Raw genomic sequence first — 23,984 nt, forward strand, 5'->3', positions numbered from 1 at the left:
TTACGTTAAAAACTTTTTCTCAATTCAACTCAGCTTCCGTAATACGGAAAGGATACGAATCTTGTAAAATCTTCAATTCTTCTTCGGTCAAATCTTCAATAGCTTTACCAAATTTTGCTTTGCACAAATCGCGACGTAATTCGTAATAAGCGCCTGCCAATTCGTTTTGAATTCCTATATACCGATCGTATGAAGCTTCACGATCTGTATGTATGGAAATTACAGCTTTTAGTGGACTGTCGGACAAATTTGTTTTCTTCAATCCGTGACAATAATCGCATGATTGATCGCCATTATTATCAATAAAAGCTTTTACATCATTACGAAGTTCATCAATAGAAATTTCTTCATTATTCGCCATCAATTCGTTATTTCGATTCAGGCGAATTGTAAAAATGTTTTTCTCAGGAATTTCTGAACTGCAATCGACGCCTTCGGGACAAGGTTTCGGAATCACTCCTTTAATACCTTCGTCTTCTTCAAACGTTGTGGTTACTAAAAAAAAGATCAATAATAAAAACGCAATATCGGCCATAGAGCCTGCGTTAATGCCGGAAATGGTTCTTCTGGACATACTCATAATAAAATCGGTTTTAATGTTAATGAAATGTTAACATCAAAAGTAGTGCCGAAAATTAGTCAGTTCTTTTAATTTCATCTTATGAAAAAATCAGCAATCCAACAGAAAATTCAAACTTCCTAATTCTCTAACAGATAAATTCTTATATTTACAAGGAAGCGTTAATTCTCTCAAGCTTCACCATAAAAACTGTATCGCAAACCAACCAACTTCAGTACATGAAAAACACCTTTAAAGAAAAGTTCTATTACCGTTTAGAACGTTTTATGAGCAAAGGCGGATCGTCTATTTTTCTAAGTCTATTAATTCTTTTTATACTTTCGTTTTTAATCCTCATGGGATTGCGTTTGCTACTCATTACACTATTTCCAAGCTTAGACTATACTGGAAATCCATTTACAGATATTTGGCTCACATTCTTAGAAATGACCTCTACAGGAAGTATGGGACAAGACAACAATGCACCAACTTGGTTAAAAATAATGACGATTATCTCTGGATTGACAGGCGTTATTTTACTTTCTATGTTGATTGGTTTTATTACAACTTCTCTCAACAAAATGCTCTATGAATTCCGAAAGGGTAGAGGCAAAATTATTGAAACCAATCATACATTAATTCTAGGTTGGAACGAACGCGTAGTAGATATTATTCGCGAATTGATTCTTGCCAACGAAAGCGAACGTAAAGCTTCTGTGGTAATTCTCGCGGAACAAGACAAAGAATATATGGACGATATGATTTCCAAACGCTTGCCAAATACGATGACAACGGAAATCATTGCAACACAAGGCGATTATGCAAACATCAACGAATTGCAACGTGTGAATGTTCAAGAAGCAAAATCAATCATCATTTTGGCAAACTGTACCGAAAGTGCTTCGATAGAAAAAAAAGTTGCTTCCGACGTACAATGCATCAAATCCATTTTGGCAATAACTTCTTGTCAAGGTGGAAAAAATATACTGCCAATTGTAGCTGAAGTTTTTACGGAAGAAAAGCGAGAAATCATTAGTTTCTTTGAAGACGAAAACATCATAGCCATAGACAGTTGGACAATTATGGGTAAACTATTAGTTCAAACATCGCTAACCAGTGGTTTGGAAATGGTTTACAACGAAATATTGTCGTTTGATGGCTGCGAAGTATACTTCCATGAAGACCAATGGAATAATGTAGACTTTTACGATTTAGCCTATTATTTAGAAGATGGAATTCCACTCGGAATCTACTCAGAAGAAGTAGGTTTGATCTTGCGTCCAGCTCGCGATACCATATTAAAAAATGGCGATCAAGTGGTAATTTTAGCGGAAGATGATTCTACCATAAAATTGGGAACTCAGAAAAAATTTAGTCCAAAATCAATTCCTCTAAAAGATGAAAAACTAGCACAAGTACAGAAAAAAATACTCATTCTTGGTTGGCATAAAGTGGCGGAAATCTTTATTGAAGAAGCAACCGATTACCTGATAAAAGATTCTGAATTCGATATCTTATTCCACGAACCAACGGACGAACTTCGAAAAATTGTAAAAGAATTACAAGAAGAATATGAAGATTTTACGATTAACTTAATCGATTCCAATCCGTTAGCAATAGAATGTTTGCATGAAATCAATCCTTCACAGTACGACAATGTGATTGTATTATCGCAAAGTATGAAGGAAGAAAGTGCTGATAAAATTGATTCTGATACGTTAATCATTCTCTTAATGCTGCGAAAAGTCATCAATGATTTCGAGAAAACGCATTTACTCACACAAGTATTAAATTCTGAAAATCAGGAAATTATCAATCAAACAGATGTAGACGATTTCATCATCAGTAACAAATTGATTACCATGATTTTAGCACAACTAAGTGAAGAACCATTAATCAAAACCTTTTACGACGATATCTTTTCAGAAGATGGAAGCGAAATTTATGTAAAACCAACTACGTTATACTTCGAAGAATTTCCACAAAAAATAACCTTTGCCGAAGCGATGGAAATCGCCAACAAACGTGATGAAATCTGCTTAGGAATCCGAAAAGGCAATCTCAGTAAAGATGTAGCTTCAAACTTTGGCGTAACGCTCAATTTGGAAAAAGATGCCGCAATAGAACTCAATGAAAATGATTTTCTAGTCGTTTTATCGGAAGATGAATTGTGATTTTGGGTCTTGGGTCTTGGGTCTTGGTGTTGGGTGTTTGGGAAGCTCCAAGAACAAATCCACAAAAAACGGAAATCAATCTTGAATCATTGAATATTTAAATCCTTGAATTGTGAGCAAAGCGAATCTAAAAGCGCACATTGAGCAGAGTCGAAATGAAGCGAACTTAAAAAATCGAACTAAAGAAATTCGAAATTCCCGACAAACTATCTGAAATTCCTGTAATGATTGCCAAATCACTGTCAATTCCTTTCAAAATAATATACATTACAAAAAGTGCATACAAGGTAATCAACACATATCCATGCGATTTTCTAATCGTCTTTGGAACCAAGTAAATAAAGAAGGCTATAATTGTAATAATCAGTAGTAAAACGCGTAATTGCCCAACGTTTTCCAACGTTTCAGGACTCATGGTAATTGGTCCATAAATTAGGGTAAACAAAAACAACGGAAAACCAAGCGCAAAGCAAATATCAAAAATATTACTTCCTAACGCATTCGCAACGGCATCATCATAATTTCCTTTCATCGCATCTTTCCATGAAATAATCGTATCAGGAACACTCGTTGCAGCAGAAGCCAATACTACGGAAACAAAATAAATTGGCATGCCAATCGCTTCTCCAAACTGCTCACAGGCTTCCACCAACCAATAACAAGCAATTCCAATAAAAAACACAGAAACCAGCATTAACAACCATGCTTTAGTCAAATTGATCTTTTTATCACCCAAAACTGCAGTTGCCAAATCACCTTTAAAAAGAGCAACTGCACGATTTCCACCTTCGGCTTCATCTTCGTAGTCGTTATCTACATCGCCAGAACCTTGACTCAACAGCATAAACGCAATATAAATAACGTACAACAGCATCAAAATAAATCCGTGATACCAATGTAATTCTGTACCTGTAATTAGCAAAATCAGTACAATTTCACCTAAAATCAGGGAAATTCCATCGCGTTTAATTACTTTCTTAGAAACATTAATTCTACTTACAATTCCTTTTCCAATCACCGCCATAATTACAACTGCGGGAATAATCATCGCATTAAAAACGGCACTTCCTGCGGTAGTTCCAATTCCGCCAGAAAAACCATCTTTATCTTTCAACACGAATAAGAAAAAAAGTGTGGTAAATAACTCAGGTAAACTGCTTCCAATGGCGTTAATAGTAGCGCCTTTAATACCTTCTTTCATGTTTCTTCCCAAATAATCAGAAGCCATTTCAAAACCATCACAAGCACGCCAAATCACAATACATGTAATAATAATTAAACCTAAAGAAGAAACTATTGCCATTGAAAATTATTTAAGTCAACTACTTCGGGGTAAGTCCACGAAGCATTCAGTTGAGAACATTCAAACATTTCGACACAAACGTCGGAGTATTTTAAATCTCGATTATCGAGTAACAAAACTAAAGATTTCAACAGACATTATATAATTTAAGTGAAGAATATAAACGTAGAATTCAAAATTATCGTTCGTAAAATCAAGAGATTTCCCATGCAAATTTTTCTAAAATTTGACACCAATGTCTTGGGAACGAACACTGCACTACAATTTCCTTCTCTAAAAAAGGATGAACAAACGTTAGCGAATGCGCATGTAAAAATAAATTAGAAATCTCAAATTCCGACTGAAACATTCGGTTGTGAAAACGATCTCCGTACTTCGGATCGCCAATGAGTGGATGATTTATTTTATTTAAATGTATTCGCAACTGATGCATTCTGCCTGTTTTTGGAAGCAACTTCACCAAACTATAACGGGAAGTTTCAAAAGGTTGCACAGCAATTGGCAATTCTTTAGTAGCTAGCGTTTTATAATGCGTAAGCGCAGATTTATACACGTTCGCATCACGACCTTTTACAGGAGAATCAATCACGCCATTTTCAGGAGAAAAACCTCTTACAACGCCATAATAGACTTTTTGAATCGCATCAGCAACAAACAAATCCTGAAATTTTGAAACAAAACGTTTCTCCTTCGCACAAAGTACAATTCCTGAGGTTTTTCTGTCCAAACGATGCATCGGATAATAGTTCTTTTCAAACTTCTCAAACAACAATTCAAGCAATGTTTGTTCGTCAGACTGATTTCGAGCCATCTGCGAATGATGCACCAATATATTATTGGGTTTTGCAACAGCAATCACAAAATCATCTTCGTATAAAATCATGCGTAAAATTAAAAAACTATTGGAGAAACTTCTATAAATTCAATTTCCAATAGGATAAGTTCGATAGAAAATATTCCAACAAATAAATTTTATATTCTTCAAATAATACTTAATTTCAAACCTTAAAATCTCCCACAAATAAAATGATTGCATACATAACAATACATTAATGAGTAGTTTATACACCAGAGGTCCAGCAAATATTCCTGCTGGATTAACAAAACCCACAAAATCTTTTAAAAAACATGTTTGGTTATCCGTCATCGGATTGCTCTTATTCATCATTTTATACCTTTTGCTAACTTTTTGGTTTGGTAAATTGGCGTATGATACTTTTACAGGAGCTGGACGAAACGATATTTCTTTTTGGCGATTGGCGGCAGGAGTTGGTTTTGGTTTTCTATCATTATTCATGTTAAAATCGTTATTCTTCCTCAACAAAAAAGAGGAAAATCCATTAGATAAATACGTTACAGAAGCGGAAGAACCTGTATTATTCGACTATTTATACAAGTTGGCAGATGAAGCTGGAGCGCCACGTCCGCACAAAGTTTTCCTTACTGATCGTGTAAATGCAAGTGTTTCGTATGACATTTCGTTAATCAACTTATTATTTCCTTCCAAAAAGAACTTAGAAATAGGTTTGGCAATTGTCAACGTATTGAATTTAGGGGAATTAAAAGCGGTAATTGCACACGAATTTGGTCATTTTGCACAACGTTCCATGCTTTTGGGACGATACGTATATGTAGCACATCAAATTGCAGCGAGAATCATTGCAAAACGTGATATATTCGATCAATTTTTAAATGGTCTTTCAGGCTTTGATTTACGAATTGCATGGATTGGCTGGATTCTCTCTATATTAGTTTGGGCAATACGTTCGTTAGTAGAAACCTGTTTCAGCATTGTACTCATTGCACATCGCGCGTTGTCAAGAGAAATGGAGTTTCAGGCAGATTTAGTTGCGGTTTCCCTTACGGGAAGTGATGCGTTAATTCACGCATTATACAAACTTCGAATTGCAGACGATGCCTACGCAAACGCAATTCAAGTAGCAAATGTTGAACTCTCCAAAAAACGAGCTGTAACCGATTTGTACACGTTACAGACGAATTATATTGAAAAAATGCGTCATATTTTAGACGATCCAACATACGGACATTCGCCTGAAATTCCTTCGTTTGACAAAGCTTCCAACAGAATCTTTAAATCAGGAAAGTTCAATCCGCCACAAATGTGGGCAACGCATCCTGCGGACAACGACAGAGAAAATAACGCAAAAAAAACATACATTTCTGCGGCGATTGATGATAGATCATCTTGGGATTTATTCTCAAATCCGAAACAATTACGCGAAGAAATGACCGAGCGTTTGCTAAAACTTGCATCGGTAGAAATAAAAGAGAAGTGTACCGAAGCAGAAAGCATTGCGACGCAAAACGAATTGGACTTTGATTGGTCATTTTTAGCACCAAAATATCATTCAACCTTTTACAGACGTTATCCGTTTACAAACTTCAAATCGGTAGATGAACTTTATACAGCTACTTTTTCTACAGATATGGAAAAGATGTTTGATGCGTTGTATCCGAAAGAAATTGCTTCAAAACTAGAACAATTACAAGAAATTATAGAAGAAAAGAATATTCTAATTGTTGCTCAAAATGAAGTGATTACCGCCGAAAAACGCATTTTATATCACAGAGGTGAACAAATAAAGCGAAATGATATTCCCGAAATATTAACACAACTTAGAACCGAAGAACAACTACTTCGCGAAGAAGTAAAAGAACACGACAAATTATGTCGAAACGTACATTATAAAGCGGCTCAAAAACTTGGAACTGGTTGGGACGTACAACTTAAAAACCTACATAAAATCCTTCATTATACGGAACACACTGTCACGAATTTGGAAGATTGTGGAGGAAAATACCATAACATTGTTGCTATGGCGTTGGCTGATGGTAGAGTATCTTCTAAAGAACTTTCGGACATCATTAACGTTTCTACAGAATATTATCATGTCATCCGAAAAGCATTCAATCAGGCAGAAACCATCCGTTTGGATAGCAATATTTTAAGCAAATTGAAAGTAGTATCATTCTTTGATTTGCTCGAAAAATTTGAATTTCCACCACCAATGGACGCAAATATTAACGAATGGACGCAACATGTAGACAGTTGGGCAAATGTAGTAAGTAACGCCATGCAAAAACTGCGTAATGTCGCTTTGGAAGAATTGTTAACAATTGAAGATAATGTAAAAAACGCATATCTCAATAAACAAAACTTAGTACCAGCTCTGAATGAAAAGGTGACACTTGTAGAAGAATACGAAGTACTAACACCGGGCATGGAACGTCCAAGACGCCTTAAACTAGATTTTTGGTCACGTTTCTTTATTGGCGATGGCATCTTTCATTCCATATCAAAATTTGCGGTTTCTGGAGCAATTCTCTTTGCGGCACTTTATTTTGGCGGCGGATCATATACTTCAGAAATGTACATCTACAACGGTTTAGGAATTCCGGTAACGGTAACCTATGCCGAAGATGAAGTTGATATCGCTGCAAACAGTTACCAGCAAATTGATGTCGATTATAACAAAGACTATCTTTTTAAAGTTTTTTCAGAAGATCAAAAATCCATTGAAAACTTTAAAAGCAACTTTTGGGATTCATCATACACCTATATTTACAACATTGCAAGTGCAGGATTGTTAATTGAATCGCCTGTATACTATGGAGAATCTACACCAACACCAAAACGAATATTTGCAAAAACAGATAAATGGGTTGGTACGAGTGCAGATTATATTTTTGAAGATGCGCCAAGCATGCTTTCTACAAAATCTTCTCAACGTTACATTACAAAATATGTTTTACTTGGATACAGCGACCTTAGTCCGTACGATATCATTTCAAATATATCAGATGAAAAACAACAAAGTGACATTATAAGTTCACATGCTATTTGGGATAGCAAAGATTCAAAACATACACTCAATTGGTTAGCATTTTCGTATTTAGCCGATAATCAACCAGAAGTACTCAATAAGCGTCTGAAAAACAATCCTATGGATGTGATGACTTTACGCGCTTTATATGACAGTGCAGATTCCATTCAAAAGCCAAAATTGGTAGAAGATTTTAGAGAAATCTCCAATAAAAATCCACGTGATCCAAACTATTATTACCTTGCTACACGTACCATTGAAGATGAAACGCTCAAAAACCAAACATTTATTGATGGTCACAATAAGTGGAAAATGCATCCTTGGTTGGCTTTCGCTGCAGGCTATTCTTATCTTGAAAAAGACGAATGGGAAAAAGGATATAATGCTTTAATAATTGCAAGTAAAAAAAATAAATCAATTGCAGAATATATTGCGATTGATGTAGAGCGCGTCCGCAGATTTCTCTCTGAAACTTCTAAAACCAAGGTAAGTTCAACACCAATTACGATGTCTGAATCGCTAAAATATTATCGAAACTTAGAAAACGGAACTTTAGAAAATGGCATGTCCGATCCGTATTACGCGTATTATTTACTCTCACAAGGAGAAACTTTAAAAGCGTATAACTTTAGTAAAAGAGATAAACAAGCGCAGCCTTTTATATTGCGAATGCTGGCAGTTTCAAAATATGCAACCAATCAAATGATTAAAGAAGCATTAGCGTTGCCAGAAACGGAAGGAATCAGTCATATCACAGCTTGGTCAGCTATTGGTTTAGCGATAAATAAGCAATTACCGTATGATGTATATATACAATCTTTAGCAGGAATTGTGGACGCAGAAACGGTACAACAATTTATTTTTCAGGTAAAAGCAAACAATTTCAAACAGGCAGAAAAAGTGATCGAAAATACCGATTTCAACGTAAAACCACATTTTTATACGCTTGGTAATATCATTTCAGGTAAAAATGCTCCAAAATTATGGCGACAAAAAATGGAAACCTTATTATATGTTGATGAACGTCCTTATTTGTAGCATCACTAAAAAAGGATTTTAAAATCAGTATCTTTACATGACAAAATTGCTACACAATGAAACTCAATATAAAAGATACCTTCAACAAAGAATTACCAGCCGATCCTAACATTACCAATACACCACGAAAAGTGTTTGAAGCTTGTTATTCGTTTGTAACGCCACGAAAACCTTCAAATCCAACACTAATTCATGTCGCGGATGAAGTTGCAGAAATGCTCGATTTGGAGCGCGATACGCAATCAGAAGAATTTCTGCATACATTTTCAGGCAAAACGGTATATCCAAAAACAAAACCGTATGCCATGTGTTACGGCGGACATCAATTTGGACATTGGGCAGGACAATTAGGTGATGGTAGAGCGATTAATTTGGCAGAAATTCGTTCCAGCGGAAAACCTTTTGCATTGCAACTCAAAGGAGCAGGAGAGACGCCGTATTCCAGACGTGGCGATGGCTTGGCAGTATTACGTTCGTCCATTCGAGAACATTTATGTAGTGAAGCCATGCATTACTTGGGCGTTCCCACAACACGTTCCTTATCAATTATGCTGACAGGCGATGAAGTTTTGCGAGATATGTTATACGACGGAAATCAGGAATATGAAAAAGGTGCTGTAGTTTGTAGAGTTGCACCAACTTTTATCCGCTTTGGAAACTTTCAAATATTTGCGGCTCGAAAAGATCATAAAAACTTAAAAAATCTTACGGATTATACCATTAGACACTTCTATAAAAACATTCAATCGGAAGGAAAAGAAAAATACATTGCGTTCTTTCAAAAAGTATCAGAAGCTTCGCTGGAAATGGTCTTACATTGGCAACGTGTCGGTTTTGTTCATGGTGTGATGAATACAGATAACATGTCAATCCTCGGATTAACCATCGATTACGGACCGTACGGTTGGTTAGAAGGTTATGAACCGAATTGGACACCAAATACTACGGACAGTCGCGAACATCGGTATGCGTACGGAAATCAACCTGGAATTGTATTGTGGAATTTGGTACAATTGGCAAATGCTTTATATCCGTTGATTGAAGATGCTAAACCTTTGGAAGACATTTTGGAAAACTATCAAAAAAGTTTTGATTTGAAATATGTGCAAATGATGTCTCAAAAGCTCGGTTTAACCGAAATCAACACAGAAACTGAGCAATTGATTGAAGATTTACAGCAAAATTTGCAACTTACTGAAACCGATATGACCATTTTTTTCCGTGAATTACCTCGTGTTCAGAAGAAAAATACGCCACAAGAAGCATTTCAAAAAATACACAAATCGTTTTACAAACCTTTAGAATTGGCAGGCGCAACCACAGACGCTTGGATTACGTGGTTTACAAAATACATTGAACGTTTGCAGGTAGAAGTTGATCGAGACGAAACGCGTAAGTTTAAAATGTATGAAGTAAATCCGAAGTTTGTATTACGAAATTATATGGCGCAACTTGCCATCAACGCGGCTGATAACGGAGATTATAGCGTTTTAAACGAATTATACGAAGTCTTAAAACGTCCGTATAACGAACAAACAGAATATGAAAAATGGTACGCAAAACGTCCAGAATGGGCGCGACATAAAGTAGGTTGCTCTATGCTTTCTTGTAGTTCGTAATGTTTTGATGTTTTCCGTGACTAATCCACCATAAACTATCAGCAAACACCGAAAAGACAAACCAATGAAAAGCACAAAACTTCAAATACAAAACGCAAAAGGTCATTCATTAAACGCATATTTAGAATTACCAGCCAATCAAAAACCAAATTATTACGCCATTTTTGCACATTGTTTTACCTGTAGTAGCACGTTAAATGCAGTAAAAAATATCAGTAGAACACTTACTACACATGGTTTTGGCGTGATTCGTTTCGATTTTACAGGTTTGGGTAGGAGTGAAGGTGAGTTTTCTGAAAGTCACTTTTCTGGAAATGTAGCCGATTTATTAGCTGTACATCAATATGTAAAAGAAAATTACGAAGCGCCGTGTTTATTAGTTGGTCATTCGCTTGGTGGTGCAGCAGTTTTGGTGGCGGCTTCTCAATTAGACGATATTAAAGCAGTTGCTACGATTGGCGCACCTGCAAATGTGAGTCATGTAAAACACTTATTTTCTCATGCTACACATCAAATTCCAGAAGATACAGACGTAAAAGTAAATATTGGTGGCAGACCATTTACGATTAATAAAGAATTTGTTTCAGATTTTGATAAAACAAATTTACCAGCGATAGTAAAAGGATTGCGAAAACCATTATTGATTCTGCATTCGCCAATTGATACCATTGTTGGAATAGAGAATGCGAAAGAATTGTATGTACAAGCACATCATCCGAAAAGCTTTGTTTCATTGGATAATGCCGATCATTTATTAACCAATGAAAGAGATAGTCGTTACGCTGGAAATATGATTGGAACTTGGGTTGAACGGTATTTTCCAAAGCAAGAAAACGAAATGTTAGATACGGAAGGCGAGCATTTAATTGGTCATTTGAATTTGGTGGAAGATAAATTTACCACAAAAATCCAAACAAAAAACCATCATATGATTGCGGATGAACCAGCTTCTGTTGGCGGAAACGATTTTGGACCTTCGCCTTATGAATATTTGTATGCAGGTTTGGCGGCTTGTACAACGATGACACTCAAAATGTATGTCGATCGCAAAGGTTGGGATTTGCAGGAAGTATTTGTCTACATTTCTCACAGTAAAAAGAAAAATACGGAACTTGGAATTGAACTTGAAAAACCGACACGAATTGATTTTATTACCAAGAAATTAAAATTCGTAGGAAATCTCTCGGATGAACAAAAGCAACGTTTAAAAGAAATTGCTGCAAAATGTCCTGTGCATAAAACGTTGGCGAGTCAGGTAGTTTTTGAGAGTAAAGTTGTTTAGAATCGCTGCACTCAATTCAAAGATATAAATATTAAAAATTTAATAATTAAAAGTTGTTTTGTTTGCTTCATTTTGACTTCGCTTCATGCAAATGTTTTTGATATGAGTTTTACCTGTTAGTAATTTACTTCATTCAATTCAAATTTCTTTTTTTCAATTTTCTTTTCAGTCAATTCAGTAGCCAAGTAAGTCAGTTTAAACTCTTCAGTTTCAAGTGAAAATTTTAGATAAGGTCTTTTAGCAAGTTCAAAATATTTATTTAGGAAGAAATCTTTATGATTAGAATAAAATTTGGGATTGATTTTCGGGCTTTCTGTATTGTAGCAATAATTCAAAATTACCTTTTGTTCATATTTACTTATTGCTTTGAATTCATAGCATTGACAATCTAAATCCAATATTTTCTGATTTTTAATTTTCCCTTCACTTAATAATTTTAGAGAGTTTTCTTTTGTATTCAAAGAGTCAACAAGAAAACTATTTTTATACGTAAAATAGAGTTTGGCTTTATTCGCAAAATAATATTGTGAATCAATTCCAAATTCAGAACTATTTAAGTGAACTCTACGGAAGTTTCCATTTTTGAATAATACATTAATAAACTGTCTCCATATTTATCATTCAACAACTTTTGGAAGCCTTTTGGTGCTAATTCCGTCGTAGTAATTTCAGTTGAAAACTTTATGATTCCTTCGAAGTTGTTTTGTCGATATGTGCTACAACTGATTAAAAACAAAAAAAAGAATATTAATAATTTGTTCATTTTCCTAATTGTAAATCTACTTTTACATTCAACATTCAAAACTCAAACCATCAATGTCCATTAAAAAAGCCATACATCTGATACGCGAATAAAGCAACTCCTGCCAGTATTAAATACCAATTGACAGCTTTGTAAAAAGCGGGAAATTGCTTGTGTTTTCGAGAAAGTGTAAGCAGAAAAACAATTGGAATCAATGCCAACACTTGTCCAACTTCTACACCTAAGTTAAAACACAAAATTTTTGCTAAAAACTGCTCTTGTCCGATGTCAAAAGACTGTAATCGTGTGGAAAGTCCAAAACCATGAATCAACCCAAAAATACCAACCATGAATAGCAAATTGGGTGCTTTTATGTTTAATTTTTCAAACCCTTTTAAATTCTCAAATCCTTTATACAAAACACTCAAAGCGATTACGGCATCGACTAAATGTTCATTTGCCGTAATTCCTGCATACGTTGCACCAATCAATGTGATGCAATGTCCTATTGTAAATACGGTAATGAACTTTAAGATGTCTTTAAAACTATTCAAATAGAATACGACACCGGCAAGGAAAAGTAAGTGATCGTAGCCCGTGAGCATATGTGTCGCGCCAACGCGAATGTAAGCCAACAAGCCTCCAGTGTGTAACAATTCTTGATCGGCACTCGAAACACCATGCGCAAACCCAATAATAGGAATTAATAAAGGTAGTATGAATAATACGCGTCTTACATGTAATCGCATTAGTTATCTTTTTTTCTAAAGATTAAAACTAAGATTCCAATAATTATAAAGCTTCCTAAAACAAATAACCAAGTTGGAATTTCACTTTCAGTATCATGCTCATGCGTATGTGAGTTTGCACCATGCGCGTGACTTACTTCAAAGGTAAGTGTTGCCCACTTGGATCTGTGTGTTAATTCATCACTATCAGTCGCTCTAGTCATGTTGATGGTACGTAAATAATAAACTCCTTCTTCTGGTAATTTTACGGTAACAATACCTTTAGCATCGGTGCGTAATTGTTGTCCGCTAGTATGTGAATGCTCTTTTTCTTCCTGTGCATGTTTATGTGTATTCGTTGAATGCTCATGCGAATGCTTTTGACCATCATGCTCGTGTTCATTACTTTCGTCGTCATGTGTATGTCCGTGACTATTTTTAATAAAGTCTGCAAAGACAAGTTGATTTGGAAGCGGTTTGCCATCAAGCAATAGCTGCACTTCTAACGTGTCGCCATTGTATTTGTCATAAGGATTTTCTTGTGGCACAAACTCAATCGGGTAACCTAATACTGTATTCCAGTCATTGGTTTTTACGTCACCAACTTGATAGATGGCTTTTACATGTTTTTGATAACTTTCTACAGCATCTTCATTTAATAAACTATCTGTTGTACGTTTTTGAAGCATGTCTAAAACACCATCATTTTTGAGGTAACTATTAAACTTTTCGGCAGTAAGTTCAATATTTCTAGCTTTGGTAGAAACACCTGCAACATACGTTCCTGCTTCACCCGTTTTAAACGTTAACTGTGTAATGATACTGTCTTGGTCTTTCCAATTACTTGGATCTATAGCCGTGCGTTTGCCTTGTGCTACTAGAGAAGCGTCTAGCATGCGATCGCGCGTGATGATATTTTCACTATTTTCAAAAGTTCCATTATATAAACTCAAGGTAGCTTCTTGATTAGGTTTTAAAAAATAACTATCCATTTTTATATACAGATCGTGACTGCATAGTAGTACGAAAGCTAAAAGTAGGTATATAGGTTTACATTGTTTGATGATAGAGTTGGTGTTTAATTTCATACTGTATTTTTGATAGTTGATTTATTTATACTTAACCAAATAGTTTGTATAATTAATTTTTTAAGACTTTCGTCTGAAGCAACACGTTACCATTTGTACCAAAAGCTTTTAAGAAGTACATTCCTGTTTGTAAGTTTGGTAAGTTGATTGTTTTTTGCGTCGAATTGATCGTTTCTGTTAGCAATTGTCGTCCGTCAATACTGAATAATTCCACTTTTGAAAGTTGATTGTTTTCAGCCTGAATCGTTATTTGATTGGTAAACGGAACAGGATATACTTTTGTAGTAGTTGCTTGAAATTCATCAGTAGTTAAAAATCCACTAAAATATTGATTCGCTTTGTAGAAAGCTTCTACGCCAATTTTTTCTCCAATAATTCTTCCGCGAATATCGTCAATTGGTGGATGAATTCCGCCCCAAATTCTCGATAAACTTGTCTGATCTGAAGCATCACGATAGGTTGCCCATTGTAATGTGAATGGCGCACTTGGTCCTTTTTCAAAGACTAAAAAGTTATCTTGTGGAATATCAAACGTTCCCATTCCGCCAGGAAAATATTCATCACCTGTGAGTAATGTTAATACTTCTGCAGCAGCGCGTGAAAATGTAGAATGTCCTGAGACATATCCTGCAAAAGGAGGCGTTACAAAGGTTCCACGTTGATATGGCCACCATCTGGATGCTAAAATCCAGTCGACACCAGCAATGTCTTGCGTCGGATCGTCAATATAATCTGGTCCTTTCCAAGCGTAAACTTTCAGTTTTCCAACATTTTCATCATTATCGCCCGCTAACGGATCGCCTGTTTCAATTAATTCAATATAGTTGGGAATTAATGGCAAACCATGCGGATCGTAACTTGGTAAAGAAGCATCGGAACTTTGTCCTTTTGCCGCCATATACCGAATCGCAGAGATTGGTCGCACAAAATCATAATAACCTTTTACGCCCCAAGTATTGATGGCTGCATCATGCATTGCTCCACCAAGCGCAAGATAGGATTTTACGTCCCATTGCAAATCGTCCAAAATTGGTCCGAAACCATTCCAACGTTTTTCAGTCATTGGATGATCGCTTACATAGTTCATAATGGTAAACCAATGTCCTGGAGGCGTTTCAGAATCTGGTCCATCTGCCCAAAATTCTGCTAACACACGTGCATAGTCTGATCTTTTTACCATTTGTGGTTCATACGGAAGATTTGTCACTGGATTAAGATTTCGTCCCGTACTCGGATCGCCACCTTGAAAGATATCATAAAATGCTTTGTATTCTTCAAAAGTTTCTGGAAAAGCAGTGGTGCTTAAGTTTCCAATGGCGCCAGGCGAAATGTCAATCATGGTGTCATCGGCAGGATCTAAATGTGAAGACCATAACGAAACTAAGGCAAAGTGCCACTTGTACGGATCATCAATTCCATCTTCATTCGATTCTTGAATGTATACAGGTTCTCCCGGATCATTGTATACATAACAATCAAATCCTTCATTAATTATTTCCAAATCATCCGCTTTTAACGCGAAAGGAATGACTTCTCCCCATTCTGGACTTAAAAAAGCGGGAATATTCGTTGGAAATGGATTTCCACTTTGATCGATAAATACACTAAATGCCAACGGTTGCCATTTGTTTGGATTGATATTGTCGTTGTCTTCGTATAATTCTAGAATTAACGGACTGTTTACAGGTTGATAATGCTCATTTGCGTACCCATTTTGCTCGTTAGAACCATCTTGCAAACCAAATGTTATAATTTCATCTGCCAAATAGTTTCCTAGGGCAGCGTAAGAACCTGAACTGTAATCTGTAGACGTAAAATTCACATCATAACCATACGATTCAAATAGTGTTTGAAAACTTGCTAGGGAAGTGGTTGCACCAGGAGAGTTTGCAAAACGGTGAGAAAGTAAACGGTACATGGCATAACTGATGGTTTCATGTTGTGCCGCTGCGACGTCACTTGGTGTGGTAATTCCATCAAAAGTACAGGTATAATTGGCATAGGTTTTTCCTAAGAAAACAGTTTCTGCATTGTTGTTAAATATTGCCCAAGCATCATACATGGCAATGGCACTGTGAAATAAGTTTCGCGCGTGAACTGTGGGACGAGCAAAGTCGCCACGAATGGCATTTAATAATTCTTCATTCCAATCACGGGCAACGGAATGTTGTGCTTGAACTAACGGTATAGAAAGGAATAGACTTAAGAAAGTCGCTACAAGTATCTTTTTCATTTGGGTTGATCGAGGTTTTGCCGTAAACTTACTTAAAAGATTATATTTTTACAAACTATGTCGTTGACAATGAAGCGCTTTTCGTTATTTTTTTTAAAATGTATAAAATTAGTAACGAGCAGCTTCCGCAGATAAGGAAACCAACGAATAGAGGAGAAGCGGTATTTTTTATAAAACTACCGATGAATGTTGCAATAGGAACTGCCATAATTGTAGAGACAAAACCGTTGATTGCTGCGCCAATTCCTGCAATGTGTCCAACTGGTTGCATGGCTAACGAGCGTAAATTCCCGAAAAGGAAGCCTATTGAAAAAAATTGAATTCCGAAGAATGGTACTAAAACGTATACACTCGGATTGGGTTTTCCATAAAAAAGAAAGAGGTAGAGCAGTGGTATCATGGTAAAGACTATCATAAATGCACGAACCAGTTTATACATTCCGTATTTGAGAACGAAGGTTCCGTTTAAGAATGTGGCAAATCCGACAGAAATGGCAAGTGCCGCAAATACGTATGGAAATTCTTCAACCATTCCATATTGATTTTGAAAGATATTTTGCGACGCGCTTAAATATACCATAAACGAACCTGTGATTAATCCTGAGATTAACGTAAAAGCGATTGCTGTTTTGAATTTTAAAAATTCTTTTAATCCATTGATAAATAAATTTTTAGATAGCTTTATTTTATTTTCTGGATGAAGTGTTTCTGGTTGTCGTTTCCAGAGCCAAATCATGATAATAGCACCAAATATTAATTGGCTATTAAAGATAGATCGCCATCCAAATGCATCTAACATTAGTTTTCCTAAAGCTGGTGCAACTACAGGAACGAGGATAAATATTGCTACGATAAACGACATGATTTTTGCCATATAATCTCCGCTAAAACTATCGCGAACCATTGCAATACTGATGGTTCTTGGTGCGGCAAGTCCGATGCCTTGCAGAATTCGCCCCACAACCATCATTTCAACAGTTGTCGCCATAACGCACAGAAAACTTGCTAGTACAAATAGTGTAAAACCAAGATAAATAACTGGTTTTCGCCCTATACTATCAGAGAGTGGACCAAAAATCAACTGTCCGAAACCTAAACCTAAGAAAATCATTGTGATAAGTAGTTGATTATCTGTAGTTTCTTTGGTTCCGATACTTATACCAATCGCTTCTAATGCAGGTAAAATGGCATCGATAGAAAGTGCTACAATAGACATCAACGATGCCATGAGGATGATAAATTCTGTTTGCGACTGATTTTTTGAAAGCATTGCGCAAAAGTACGGCTTCTCTATGAGTTTACAGTTTTTATATGGGAAAGGTTTGTTAAATATATGTTATAATTTAAAATTGAGTTTTACGTAGATTTAAGTATCTTAGAATTTTACTTTTGGTTATGAAATTTTTCAATAAAAAACGATTGTCATTAATGGGAAAAACTACTATAAAGAAGTATTTAAAATATGCTTTTGGTGAAATTATTTTAGTTGTAATCGGGATTTTGATTGCGGTTGGAATTAATAATTGGAATCAACGGACACAGTTGAATAGTTCGAATGTAGAGTTGCGAAAAAATGTAATCAATCAATTGGAAAAAGATATTTTGCACATTGAAACGTATGAAAAAGAGCTTGATACTTTACAGAATAATTATTTGAATATTTTAGATAAAGCTCATGACAAAAGCATGTTAAAACGTGGATCAGTCGTTGGAACTTTATTATTCTCGTTAAATACTATGGATACTGACACACATGTAATCAATATGATTGATAATGCGAAGTTGAACGAATCGAAAGCTTCTGAAAAATTATTGAACTTAAATGCTGCATATAAAATTTACTTGGAAGAAATAAAAGATGTAGAAGATTTAATTTTTGAAACGATTACTGATAATTTAAAAGAAATTGAACGTACGCAGGATTGGTATACAGATTTTATTACAGACTTTGTTTGCAAGAATGAGTGTATTTCATATTTAAAAAATGACAAGCGACATAAAGCTAGAATGGCGTCGTTGCGTTTCTTGTATGTCAATAGTTATGGAAATATTATCAGAGCATTAAAAAAGGATTTGATTTCTTATAAGAATGATTTGGAATTGATCGTGGAATAAGGAGAGTTGTTTGGAGGTTGTAACTGTTAAGAGTTTTTAAAATATTCTATTTAACATAATATAAATTATAGTACAAATGTATTCCGTTTAGTAAAATGGCGAATACTGTGTATTTAATATCATTGTAACTATAATGACACTTTTTAGTGTTTTATATTTACAATAAAAATTTTATAGCCATTTTATGGCATTCAATGCTTTTCTTTAGTTATTCATACTGTTTTAAAAAAAAATTATGAATACCAAGTAATTGTAAATCATAATTCTATTAGATTTTTTTAGCATATTTTGTACTTATGTTAAGAAAAAATAAAATACGCGATTCTCAGCGATTGAATAATTCATGATTTATTGCGCATTATGAAACTTCAAAATGAACTTATTGAAAATGCCAATAAGAAACTTAAAAATGAGATTATAGATTTTAAGAAACGTGTAAATTATGGAACTGGGAAGTTTGAGTGAATATATAGTCAAGTAGAACGTTTTCCGTATTTGTAAGCATAATTTTACCTAAGCCTGTATTGAGGCTTTCGGTAGGCTTAAGATAAACCTGTCGAAATACCAAAGAAAGTAGGTTCTAAAGTTCATTAACATTAATGAAACTAAAGTCGATGAAACTTTGATTGTTAGGAAGTTCATATTCAATAAATTCTTCATTAGAAATAGAATACTTTAAAATTTTAGTATTGGAAATATCTCTTTCAGTAAGATAAATACTATTAGATAACCCAAAACAAGCATGAATAATATCTCGAAGACGATCATTTCTATCACGATTCTTCATAATAATCGATCTTGTATGGATACTAAAGTTTCTAAGTATCACATATTCACAAACAGCATCTATACGCCCCATATCTAAATAAGCCGCACATAGCTCTAGATCATTCCCGATACTACGATAATTGATAGAAATGGTGCGAGACTCTCGTAGATGAACAATTGCATGGTAATTAATAGAAATTCCATCTAGACTTAACAAGATTAAAATACTGGTTCTATTAATTGAACCCTTAATAAGTAAAAGATCTACTTCATTGTGAATAATTTTCTGAATGGTAATATTCTCTAAGATAGTATATCCATTATTAAAAAATGGATCTTCCTGTGTACTTTCCTCTAACCATCTCTTTACGGATTCTTCAGTTTTTACAACTTCTCCTAATTCTTCAATATTTAGGATAGGTTGAGCTGTAAAATCTTTATCAAGTTTATAAAGAATAGCTCCTCTCCTCTTACCAAAACTACTATTTATACCAACGAATGACTCTTTATACTTCATTTTATGACACCAGAGGAAGAAACTTCAACGATAAGATTTGTAATTCTTTCACCTAATTCTGATTTATAAAATGTTTTAGAAGCTATATCCTCTCTAGGGTTCCAAAAGAAGCATTTGCTACTACTACAGGCAACAATTAATACATCATTATTTATTTTAACAACCTTGACACTAAAAGTTCTAAACTGTTTCTCCAATGGTAGCTGTGCAAGCACTAAGTCAAAATTATCAACTTCTCGTATGGTTAGTTCCTCATTTGTCACTAACACAAGAAATTCATTTGGAAGTTTCTTGGTAATAATAGCCTTTCCTTTTTCAATATACAGATCATTCACATCAAATTCGAGATACCCTTTTAAAGATTTAAAAATTCGATTTAAATTTTCAAAAAGATACCTATCATTTTTATATTCTTCCACTAAATCTATACCTAATGCCATTTTGCGCTTTATTTCCCGAATGAACATCCCTAAATGCCCCGTAAAATAAGCCCCATGAATAGGATTCCAATTAAGTAATTGAAAATCATTAATTATTGCTTTTGGAATTCGCCCCAAACAATCATAAGCCATAATTCCACCTTGTATGAAACGTATATGGTCTAAATTTTCAGGTGTCCAAGAATCTTGGCTCCATGCATCAGTTATCTCTTGTAATTCTGAAATTTTGAATATAGATTTTGTAATATTTTGGCTAAAAATAAATTTTTGCCTCATATCAGAAATACTTTCATTGTGATCATCTAAGGCCTTTTCAAGCAATTTCATTTTCTCAGAATTTACCCATGAATATTTGCTATCATCAAATACCTCATTAACAAATTGATCAATAACCTCAGTATTATTTGGAAAACCTATCTGTTCGACTAGAGAAGCTAATTTTTGTTCAATTCGTAAAACTGCTAATTGAGTCTCATCACTTTGAATTTTCATCTCTTGAAAGTCCTTACGGGATTCTATTACAATTGTATTGATATCTTCAATTTCTTTATGTTGGTTAACTTCTAGTATTTCAATTATTTTTGACAATTGAGACTTAATATCCTTAAATTCAACTTTATCATTAATACTTTTCAAATAGTTATATGCGGCTTGATATTTTGTTCGTGCTAGTTCTTCTTCATAAATAGTGTAAAATGTTTTTAACCCAGGGTTTGAATTGAAAATTTTATTTATAGTTTCTGGGTTATTTACTATTTGCTTTATATTTTTTTGTAGCTTTTCTTTATTACGGTCTCTAATGTCAACATTTGGACTCCAAGTCTCGAGAGATTTTGTAAAACAAGATTTAATTTGTTGTTTGACACTATCATTTTTAAGTATTATTCTTGAAAGTTTAGGATTTATATCTATAGCTATTCCAGCTCCATAACTTATAATAAATGATAAAAGAATTGGATCCATATTTAAGAATTAATATTAAGCTTTAAAGATATGTAAGATATTAGTATTTACAATAAGAAAGGATTTACAATTAAACTTAGCTCATTTTTAAGTTTTTATTTAAAAATTAGCCTAATTAACCACTCCACAACTATTCCACTTCGCTCCTACGTCACTTGTGTAAAAACTGTTCCATTACCTTTCTTGAAGAAACTTTTTAGTAATAACTTTTTAAAATGTGATAAATAAACTTTGCTTTTCGCCTAAGCAAAGTAACATAACGCGAGAACATTATAATACAAATATGTAATATGAGAAAATTGGCGAATACTGCGTATTTAGCATTATTTAGGATAATTGTAGATATAATGACACGTTAGTGTTTTATATTATCGTCAACAATTATGTTAAAGCCATTTTACGGCTCATATTTATCACTATTCAGAAAACCTGATTCTATATATCTGTTTTACAAAGTACTTGGATCATAATATATAATTTCCATAAGTCATTTATATTAACTATTTTGGTTTCCCGTAACACGAACCTACTTTAAAATTTCTTGCTAAATTGACTATTGGCGAACTATGAAACAACTCCCTACATGTATATGTTGTTTTGCATTTTTCATGCTTTCTACACAGAGTATGTTTGGTTTTGTACAATTTAATGAAGTTCAAATTTCTGATTTTCAAAATGTAACGATTGATAGCGATACTGAAATTGTACTTGATAAAGATTGGGAGTTTTATTGGGACGAATTGATTACACCTGGAAATTTTGATAACAAAACATTCAAGTTGGTTTCGCTTGACAATTGGACAAAATTACAGCTTACAGACAGTGAAAAGTTACCTTCTTTTGGCTATGCTACCTATCGATTAAAATTTTCAATTACTGAAGATCGACCGAATACTTCACTATATATTCCGGCTGCATATGCTGCTTCTAAATTATGGATTAATGGAAAGCTTGTCTCTGAAATTGGTCATGTAGGAACTACTAAAGAAACGACTCTGCACCGAAGATTTTCACAATTAGTTACGCTAGACGATCATGAAACAGCGTTTGAAATTGTGTTGCAAGTTGCTAATTTTTATCACCACAAAGGTGGAATTACCGAACCGTTATTAATTGCATCAAGCACGTATCTTCAAAAGAAAAAGTCAAAACGAATTGTTGCTGACATGATTTTTATAAGCAGTTTAAGCTTTATTGGAATTTTCTTTTTGTTGTTCTTTTTGTTTTATTGGAATAAAGATCGCGCCGTATTATATTTTGGAAGTCTCTGTGTATCATTAGCATACATGGCATTGAGCGATCGTTATGCTCCTTTTGCAGAACTTTTTGAATCAGCTAGTTGGATAGTATTGACAAAGATTGAATATATATCACTGTTTTTAGCCGGACTCACCGCGAGTTTATTTTTTAATACAATTTTTTCCAATCACACACATAAAGTATATGCAAAAATTATGACTTATGGTTTTGGCATGCTTGCGTTGCTTGCCATTTTTCTACCAAGACCACATTTTACAAGGCTATTAACGCCATTTTTTGGATTGATGATTCTGAATTTAATATATGTGTTTTATGTAATTATACGCGCAATCATTATCGGAGAGCGACAGAAATCGTTTTTATTACTTGTAAGTATGTTGCTAGGCTCATTTGTATTTGCAGCACATATTTTTTTCTTCTTGGGTGAAAATATCAATGCAATAGTATATGTAAATTCTGGATATGTTGTAACGTTTCTATTGCTTTCAATGTTACTGATGATGCGCTTTTCTAATTCGTTTAAAGAGCTTGAAAAAACGAAAGAGTTTGCGTTGGCACAGAAAAAAGAAATTTCTTTAAAGTCGCAAGAACTTTCTAAAATGAATTTGGAATTAAAGGAACATTTGCGACAATTAGAAAAGTCTAATGCTGAACTTGATAGTTTCAACCATATTGTATCACATGATTTGAAAGCGCCACTCATCGCCATAAATACGATTGTTTCCTTTATTGAAGAAGATATTGACGAAGCACAATTGCAAAATGAAGAAACAACTCAGAATTTTAAACTTCTGAAAGATCGTGTTTCTAAAATGTACGCATTAATCAATGATTTGCTGGAATATTCAAAAATCACAAAAGGAAAAAAGAGTAAGGAATCTTTCTTTTTGAATGATTTACTCAATGAAATTGTAGCGATTATCAATACGGAAAACAAACACATCATCAATCTTCCTGAGAAAAATATTGAAATATACACCAATAAGATTGAGTTGAAACATGTGTTTCAGAATTTGGTGCAAAATGCCGTTAAACATAACAATAAAGAGAAAGCAATTATTACAATTTCATTTTCTAAGAAAACCAATGAATATGTATTCGCTGTGAGTGACAACGGACCTGGTATTGAACCAAAATATCACTCGAAAATCTTTGAAATGTTTAGTCAGTTGAACGTCAATAACGAAATTGAAAGTACCGGCATCGGACTGTCTATTGTAAAGAAAATCGTTTCTGAAAACCATGGAACTATTGCTGTTTCTTCAGAAAAAAACAAAGGTGCTACCATTGAATTTTCTTGGAGAACTTGA

At 34.3% G+C, this 23,984-nt stretch carries 16 protein-coding genes; 6 read left to right on the top strand and 10 right to left on the bottom strand.

Translation table 11 applies throughout. From position 1 onward, the window contains the following. Nucleotides 1–19: 19 nt before the first annotated feature. On the bottom strand, nucleotides 20–580 hold the full coding sequence (locus KAOT1_RS05395) for an ExbD/TolR family protein (protein ID WP_157560054.1): 561 nt from the start codon (nucleotides 578–580) through the stop codon (nucleotides 20–22). A 218-nt stretch (nucleotides 581–798) separates the two neighbouring features. Here KAOT1_RS05395 and KAOT1_RS05400 point away from each other — a divergent pair, with 218 nt between their 5' ends. Further along, on the top strand, nucleotides 799–2,733 hold the full coding sequence (locus KAOT1_RS05400) for a CASTOR/POLLUX-related putative ion channel (RefSeq protein ID WP_007093720.1): 1,935 nt from the start codon (nucleotides 799–801) through the stop codon (nucleotides 2,731–2,733). Nucleotides 2,734–2,899: 166 nt separating this feature from the next. On the opposite strand, the gene KAOT1_RS05405 is transcribed toward KAOT1_RS05400, so the two are convergent. Together KAOT1_RS05405 and KAOT1_RS05410 are read right to left on the bottom strand one after the other, a co-directional pair. Further along, the gene (locus KAOT1_RS05405; protein ID WP_007093721.1) at nucleotides 2,900–4,036 is read right to left on the bottom strand and encodes a sodium:calcium antiporter; all 1,137 of its coding nucleotides are present in this window, start codon (nucleotides 4,034–4,036) and stop codon (nucleotides 2,900–2,902) included. A gap of 193 nt (nucleotides 4,037–4,229) precedes the next feature. Then, a complete protein-coding gene (locus KAOT1_RS05410; RefSeq protein WP_007093722.1) occupies nucleotides 4,230–4,919 on the bottom strand; it encodes a pseudouridine synthase in 690 nt (229 codons plus the stop codon). A gap of 169 nt (nucleotides 4,920–5,088) precedes the next feature. On the opposite strand from KAOT1_RS05410, the gene KAOT1_RS21885 reads away from it, so the two are divergent. The 3 genes from KAOT1_RS21885 (at nucleotide 5,089) to KAOT1_RS05425 (ending at nucleotide 11,820) form a co-directional block, all read left to right on the top strand. Further along, nucleotides 5,089–8,919 (top strand): M48 family metallopeptidase, encoded by a 3,831-nt coding sequence (locus tag KAOT1_RS21885; protein WP_007093723.1) that lies wholly within the window; start codon nucleotides 5,089–5,091, stop codon nucleotides 8,917–8,919. Nucleotides 8,920–8,975: 56 nt separating this feature from the next. After that, nucleotides 8,976–10,538, top strand: a complete 1,563-nt coding sequence (locus tag KAOT1_RS05420) for a protein adenylyltransferase SelO (protein WP_007093724.1) — start codon at nucleotides 8,976–8,978, stop codon at nucleotides 10,536–10,538. A gap of 64 nt (nucleotides 10,539–10,602) precedes the next feature. Next, nucleotides 10,603–11,820 carry a bifunctional alpha/beta hydrolase/OsmC family protein gene (locus tag KAOT1_RS05425; RefSeq protein WP_007093725.1) on the top strand — a complete coding sequence of 406 codons (1,218 nt, stop codon included), beginning with the start codon at nucleotides 10,603–10,605 and terminating at the stop codon, nucleotides 11,818–11,820. A 116-nt stretch (nucleotides 11,821–11,936) separates the two neighbouring features. On the opposite strand, the gene KAOT1_RS05430 is transcribed toward KAOT1_RS05425, so the two are convergent. From KAOT1_RS05430 to KAOT1_RS05455, 5 genes are all read right to left on the bottom strand, one after another. Beyond that, a complete protein-coding gene (locus KAOT1_RS05430) occupies nucleotides 11,937–12,281 on the bottom strand; it encodes a hypothetical protein (protein WP_007093726.1) in 345 nt (114 codons plus the stop codon). Between the two features lie 352 nt (nucleotides 12,282–12,633). Further along, the gene (locus tag KAOT1_RS05440; protein ID WP_007093728.1) at nucleotides 12,634–13,311 is read right to left on the bottom strand and encodes a HupE/UreJ family protein; all 678 of its coding nucleotides are present in this window, start codon (nucleotides 13,309–13,311) and stop codon (nucleotides 12,634–12,636) included. Continuing rightward, nucleotides 13,311–14,378, bottom strand: coding sequence for a DUF4198 domain-containing protein (locus KAOT1_RS05445; RefSeq protein WP_083777288.1), 1,068 nt, complete (start codon nucleotides 14,376–14,378; stop codon nucleotides 13,311–13,313). The genes KAOT1_RS05440 and KAOT1_RS05445 overlap by 1 nt, the downstream gene beginning before the upstream one ends. A gap of 52 nt (nucleotides 14,379–14,430) precedes the next feature. Beyond that, nucleotides 14,431–16,611 carry a T9SS type A sorting domain-containing protein gene (locus tag KAOT1_RS05450; protein ID WP_007093730.1) on the bottom strand — a complete coding sequence of 727 codons (2,181 nt, stop codon included), beginning with the start codon at nucleotides 16,609–16,611 and terminating at the stop codon, nucleotides 14,431–14,433. A gap of 55 nt (nucleotides 16,612–16,666) precedes the next feature. Next, complete coding sequence (locus KAOT1_RS05455) at nucleotides 16,667–17,881, bottom strand: multidrug effflux MFS transporter (protein ID WP_007093731.1); 1,215 nt, start codon at nucleotides 17,879–17,881, stop codon at nucleotides 16,667–16,669. A gap of 158 nt (nucleotides 17,882–18,039) precedes the next feature. Between KAOT1_RS05455 and KAOT1_RS23315 the strand changes: the two genes are divergently transcribed. Beyond that, nucleotides 18,040–18,726, top strand: coding sequence for a DUF6090 family protein (locus tag KAOT1_RS23315; protein ID WP_007093732.1), 687 nt, complete (start codon nucleotides 18,040–18,042; stop codon nucleotides 18,724–18,726). Between the two features lie 580 nt (nucleotides 18,727–19,306). Here the strand turns inward: KAOT1_RS23315 and KAOT1_RS05465 are convergent. Beyond that, complete coding sequence (locus KAOT1_RS05465; RefSeq protein ID WP_007093734.1) at nucleotides 19,307–20,011, bottom strand: hypothetical protein; 705 nt, start codon at nucleotides 20,009–20,011, stop codon at nucleotides 19,307–19,309. Beyond that, on the bottom strand, nucleotides 20,008–21,414 hold the full coding sequence (locus KAOT1_RS05470) for a hypothetical protein (RefSeq protein WP_007093735.1): 1,407 nt from the start codon (nucleotides 21,412–21,414) through the stop codon (nucleotides 20,008–20,010). Before KAOT1_RS05470 ends, KAOT1_RS05465 begins: the two co-directional genes overlap by 4 nt. Nucleotides 21,415–21,980: 566 nt before the next feature. Here KAOT1_RS05470 and KAOT1_RS21890 point away from each other — a divergent pair. Continuing rightward, a complete protein-coding gene (locus tag KAOT1_RS21890) occupies nucleotides 21,981–23,984 on the top strand; it encodes a sensor histidine kinase (protein ID WP_083777289.1) in 2,004 nt (667 codons plus the stop codon).

The sequence above is a fragment of the Kordia algicida OT-1 genome, from assembly GCF_000154725.1.
Taxonomy (GTDB): domain Bacteria; phylum Bacteroidota; class Bacteroidia; order Flavobacteriales; family Flavobacteriaceae; genus Kordia; species Kordia algicida.